General features: G+C 68.2%; 7 protein-coding genes and 1 tRNA gene. 7 read left to right on the forward strand and 1 reads right to left on the reverse strand.

The features are described 5' to 3' along the window. The first annotated feature begins 145 nt into the window (after window positions 1-145). Both VFF46_RS08220 and VFF46_RS08225 read left to right on the forward strand, forming a co-directional pair. A complete protein-coding gene (locus VFF46_RS08220) occupies window positions 146-466 on the forward strand; it encodes a hypothetical protein (protein ID WP_325036428.1) in 321 nt (106 codons plus the stop codon). A 66-nt stretch (window positions 467-532) separates the two neighbouring features. Next, entirely contained in the window at window positions 533-709 is a 177-nt protein-coding gene (locus tag VFF46_RS08225; RefSeq protein WP_325036429.1) for a hypothetical protein, read from the forward strand. A gap of 67 nt (window positions 710-776) precedes the next feature. On the opposite strand, the gene VFF46_RS08230 is transcribed toward VFF46_RS08225, so the two are convergent. Beyond that, window positions 777-848: transfer RNA gene (locus VFF46_RS08230), tRNA-Gln, on the reverse strand. A gap of 124 nt (window positions 849-972) precedes the next feature. Between VFF46_RS08230 and VFF46_RS08235 the strand changes: the two genes are divergently transcribed. The 5 genes from VFF46_RS08235 to VFF46_RS08255 all read left to right on the forward strand — a co-directional run. Then, the gene (locus VFF46_RS08235) at window positions 973-1,968 is read left to right on the forward strand and encodes an acyl-CoA desaturase (RefSeq protein WP_325036430.1); all 996 of its coding nucleotides are present in this window, start codon (window positions 973-975) and stop codon (window positions 1,966-1,968) included. A gap of 60 nt (window positions 1,969-2,028) precedes the next feature. After that, window positions 2,029-2,670 (forward strand): TetR/AcrR family transcriptional regulator, encoded by a 642-nt coding sequence (locus VFF46_RS08240; protein WP_325036431.1) that lies wholly within the window; start codon window positions 2,029-2,031, stop codon window positions 2,668-2,670. Between the two features lie 72 nt (window positions 2,671-2,742). Further along, window positions 2,743-3,921, forward strand: a complete 1,179-nt coding sequence (locus tag VFF46_RS08245) for a sensor histidine kinase (RefSeq protein ID WP_325036432.1) — start codon at window positions 2,743-2,745, stop codon at window positions 3,919-3,921. Continuing rightward, a complete protein-coding gene (locus VFF46_RS08250; protein WP_325036433.1) occupies window positions 3,922-4,590 on the forward strand; it encodes a response regulator transcription factor in 669 nt (222 codons plus the stop codon). 98 nt (window positions 4,591-4,688) lie between these two features. Further along, a partial coding sequence (locus tag VFF46_RS08255; RefSeq protein WP_325036434.1) for an ABC transporter ATP-binding protein occupies window positions 4,689-5,105 on the forward strand: 417 nt, incomplete at its 3' end.

A 5,105-nucleotide genomic window follows, 5' to 3' on the forward strand; every position in this document is an offset into this window, starting at 1 on the left:
GCCGCCGCCCCGTCCACCACCGTCCACCCGAGCCATGCGCCTACCTCGGCCTGAGCCTGAACCCAGCCCACCTCACGCCTGGCCGTCCAATCCACACCGTTTGTTAGCAAATCCGTTAGCAAGACGGCGCTGCAATACTCAGCCTGTGCACCCGATGCTGCGATGCGAGGCCGTCCGCTGGGTCAGCGATGATCCGATCCCCGGTTGGCTTGAGGTGACCTTCACCGATACGGACGGGCACCTGTGGAGCGTCTTCGACAAACCGCCCATCTTTGGCAGTTCGGCTGAGCTGAACCGCGACTCGCCCTTTCCCGTGGCCGTCGAGCTGGATTGCGAGATCCTGGCCGTTGATGGTGACGTGGTCACTATCTCGACGCTCAAGCCTTCGGGTGTGTCAACTGAGGACGGCCGATCTGAGTTCGCGGTCTTCGCCTGGCAGTTGATCCAAGGCGTAGCCACGTCATAACTCAGGCCCTGCGTCTTCCCGGCCCCACTCCGAACAGCCGGCCGAAACCGGGCCGACATCGCAGGCGTGCCGGTCAACGTCGTCGCGGAACGCCTCGGGCATGCCGACCCTGCCATCACCCTCCGGGTGTACGCGCACGTCATCCGCCAGCACGCGGACGAGGCTGCTAACACCTTCGCCCCCGCTGTCGACGGGGAGGACCAGGCCAACGCTGCGGAGAGTGATGGTGGAGCGACCGAGTAGGACCCTGTTAGCAAAAGCGTTAGCAAAACCCCGGCTCACAGACCTCCGAGCCGGGGTTTTGTGCTAGCTCCCCCGCCAGGTTTCGATCCTGGTCTTCGAGATTCAAAGTCTCGCGGGCTGCCGATTACCCCACGGGGGATCGTGGTTGCCGGGACAGTTTGCCATGAGTGGGGTGGATGACACGCTGAGGGGTTCCTTACCTACGGGTCCGTAGGTTACGGTGGCGTAGGTAACGACCCCTGGAGCCGAGGGAAGAACAGATCATGACTCCACCCACTGCGACCCTGCCGGACGCGCCCACCCGTACCGCGACCGTCGACGACGTGCACACCGGGACACTCGGTGGTGAGCAGAAGAAGCTCTGGGAGCAGGTGGCGCTGGGGTTGTTCATCGGCATCCCGTTCCTGGCGGTGCTGGCGGCGGTGCCGATCGCCTGGGGCGGGTTCCTCGGGTGGCGGGACGTCGTACTGGCGGTGGTGTTCTACACGGTCGCCGGCCACGGGATCTCGATCGGGTTCCACCGGTTGTTCACCCACAAGTCGTTCAAGCCGAACCGGCCGCTGAAGTACGCGCTCGCGATCGCCGGTTCGCTGGCGATCGAGGGGCCGGTGATCCGCTGGGTGGCGGACCACCGCAAGCACCACAAGTTCTCCGACCGCGACGGCGACCCGCACAGCCCGTGGAAGTACGGCCACACGATGGGCGCACTGACCAAGGGCTTCTTCCACGCGCACGTCGGCTGGCTGTTCGACACCGAGCAGACCCCGCAGCGGCAGTACGCGCCCGACCTCCTGAAGGACAAGGACGTCGTCAAGGTGTCGCGGATGTTCCCGCTGCTGGTCGCCGTGAGCCTGCTCGCGCCGGCCGTCATCGGCGGCCTCTGGTCCTGGTCGTGGACCGGCGCGCTGACCGCGTTCTTCTGGGCGAGCCTGGTCCGGATCGCGCTGCTGCACCACGTCACCTGGTCGATCAACTCGATCTGCCACACGATCGGCGACCGGCCGTTCAAGAGCCGGGACAAGTCCGGCAACGTGTGGTGGCTGGCGATCCTCAGCCAGGGCGAGTCGTGGCACAACCTGCACCACTCGGACCCGACCTGCGCGCGGCACGGCGTACTCAAGGGGCAGCTGGACACCTCCGCCCGGTGCATCTGGTTCTTCGAGCAGCGCGGCTGGGTGTCGGACGTCCGCTGGCCGGTCAAGGAACGGCTGGAGGCCCGCCGGGTGGACGCCTCGGGGCGTACTCTGAAAGCCGCCTGAGAGCCGAAAACCACCACCCGCACCACCGGAAGTACGGCATGATGCTGACGTGATCACGACGTGACGGAACCCAAACCGCGGCGATCCGGCCGGATCCGGATGACCAGTGCCGAGCGTCGCGAGCAACTCATCACGATCGCCCGCGGCCTGTTCGCGCAGAAGGGGTACGAGGGCACCTCGGTCGAGGAGATCGCGGCCCGCGCCGAGGTCTCCAAGCCGGTCGTGTACGAACACTTCGGCGGCAAGGAAGGCCTGTACGCCGTGGTCGTGGACCGCGAGGTACGGGCGTTGCTCGACGGCGTCACGCAGTCGCTGACCGCGGGCCGCGCGCACGAGCTGGTCGAGCAGGCCGCGCTGGCGCTGCTGGACTACATCGAGAACAACGCGGACGGTTTCCGGATCCTGGTCCGGGACTCGCCGGTCGGGTCGTCGACAGGGTCGTTCATCTCGATCCTGAGCGACGTCGCGACCCGGGTCGAGCACATCCTCGCCGAGGAGTTCAAGCGCCGCGGCCTGGATCCGAAGAACGCCCCGATGTACGCCCAGATGCTGGTCGGGATGGTCGCGCTGACCGGCCAGTGGTGGCTGGACGCCCGCAAGCCGAAGAAGCCGGACGTCGCCGCCCACCTGGTCAACCTCGCCTGGAACGGCCTGTCCGGCCTCGAGGCGAAACCGACGCTGTCCACCCGCCCGCACAAGTAGCCAAGAGTCGTACGCCGACATCCGCCCGCGGCATGACCCGCCGGGCGGCGGCCAGCCCGTAATCTGGCGGGCATGACGGGGATATTCACCGCGCGGCCGCTGCCTGCCCGGAGCAAGGCATTCGACCTGTTCCTGGCCGGTGGGTTGTGCATGGTGTTCGGGTTCCTGTCGCTGGCGCAGGCGCATTTCGGCGGTCTGCTCGCGTTCGGCATGCTGGTGCCGCTGATCTGGCGGCGGACGTACCCGGAGCTGGTGTTCTTCGCGGTCTGCGCGGTCGCGACGCTGCAGTGGCTGGCGGGCGTCGAGCTGCAGCTGGGCAACGTCGGTCTGCTCGTCGCGCTCTACGCGATCACCGTGTACGGCGACGTGCGGCTGAGCCGGATCGCCCTCGGCATCGGCGGACTCGGCGTACTGATGGCGGTGTCGCGGTACTGGGCCAGCTCGGACTGGAAGCAACAGGTCACGACGATGGGCGGCCTGGCCGCGCTCGTCTTCGGTGTCTGGGCGTTCGGCGAACGCCGCCGGACCCGCGGCCTGTACGTCGCCCAGCTCGAGGAGCGGGCCGCCCAGCTCGAGCGGGACCGGGACCGGGAGGCGAAGCTCGCGGTCAGCAACGAACGGACCCGGATCGCTCGCGAGATCCACGACGTGGTCGCGCACGGGCTGTCGATCATGATCGTGCAGGCCGACGGCGGGCTGTACGCCGCGGACCAGTCCCCCGAGGCGGCGAAGAAGGCGCTGGCAACGATCGGCGACACCGGCCGGGCCAGCCTGACCGAGATGCGGAAGATGCTCGGCCTGCTGAAACAGGACGACCAGTCCGAGCTCGGACCGCACCAGGCACGCCCGCAGCCGGGCGTCTCCAGCCTCCCGGAGCTGATCGAGAACGTCCGCGAGGCGGGCCTGGCCGTCGAGTACACGGTGACCGGTCAGCCCCGCGAGCTGCCCGCGCTGCTCGGGCTGACGGCGTACCGGATCGTGCAGGAGGGGCTGACCAACACGCTGAAACACGCCGGGCCGGGAGCGCGTACCTCCGTCGCGCTGGACTTCGGGCGCGAGATGCTGACCGTGGTGGTCACCGACGACGGCCGCGGTGCCGGGGTCGCGCCGAGCGCGGATCCGGGGCACGGGCTGGTCGGGATGCGGCAGCGCGTCTCGGTCTCGGGCGGTACGGTGAGCGCCGGACCGAAGGCAGGCGGCGGGTACGAGGTGGTCGCCAGGCTGCCGTACAACCTGCCGAGCGGAGCGTAAGTGACTGACGAAGCGATCCGGGTCTTCCTGGTGGACGACCAGGAGCTGGTCCGGGCCGGGTTCACGATGCTGGTGGACTCGCAGGCCGACATGCGGGTGGTCGGTCAGGCGGGTGACGGCGGCGAGGCGGTGGAGAAGATCCAGGTGACCGCCTGCGACGTGGTGCTGATGGACGTCCGGATGCCCCGCCTGGACGGCGTCGAGGCCACCCGGCAGCTCAACTCGTTGCCCAAAGCACCCAAGGTCATCGTGCTGACCACCTTCGACCTGGACGAGTACGCGTTCGCCGCGATCAAGGCCGGCGCCGCCGGTTTCCTGCTCAAGAACACCCCGCCCGCCGACCTGCTGAGCGCGATCCGCCAGGTGTACTCCGGGGACGCCGTCGTCTCCCCGAGTACGACTAAGCGCCTGCTGGAGCACTTCGCCGGGGCGCTCCCCGACGCGGACACCGAGCGGCCGGATCTCAAGGACCTGACGGCCCGCGAGCGCGAGGTGCTGATCGAGGTCGCCCGCGGCCTGTCGAACACCGAGATCGCCAGGCTGTTCACGTTGTCCGAGGCAACGGTCAAGACGCACATCGGCCGGATCCTGGCCAAGACCGGCCTCCGGGACCGGGTCGCGCTGGTCGTCCTGGGGTACGAGACCGGCCTGGTGAAACCGACCAAGTAATACCCAGGTCGTACGCACACTCCAGTCTGCGGTCCGACGAGATCGGCGGCCGCGCTCACTAACTTCTACACCAACGTTCAGTTGAGTCTAGGAGTGACATGAGCTTGCAGACCGGGCAGCCCGCGGTCGGTCAGATGCCGCCGGACGGTACGCCGCGCACCGCGATCCGCGCCCACGAGCTGCGCAAGGTGTACGGGCAGGGCGACACCGCGGTGGCGGCCCTCGACGGGGTCTCGGTGGACTTCGGGGTCGGCCGGTTCACCGCAATCATGGGCCCGTCCGGGTCCGGCAAGTCGACCCTGATGCACTGCCTGGCCGGGCTCGACACCCCGACCAGCGGGCAGGTGCTGCTCGGCGAGACCGAGCTGACCCAACTGGCGGACGCGGAGCTGACCAAGATCCGCCGGGACCGGATCGGTTTCGTGTTCCAGTCGTTCAACCTGTTGCCGATGCTGACCGCGAAGGACAACATCCTGCTCCCGCTCGAGCTCGGCAACCGCAAGCCCGACCAGCAG

The organism is Kribbella sp. (assembly GCF_035655035.1).
Lineage (GTDB): Bacteria > Actinomycetota > Actinomycetes > Propionibacteriales > Kribbellaceae > Kribbella.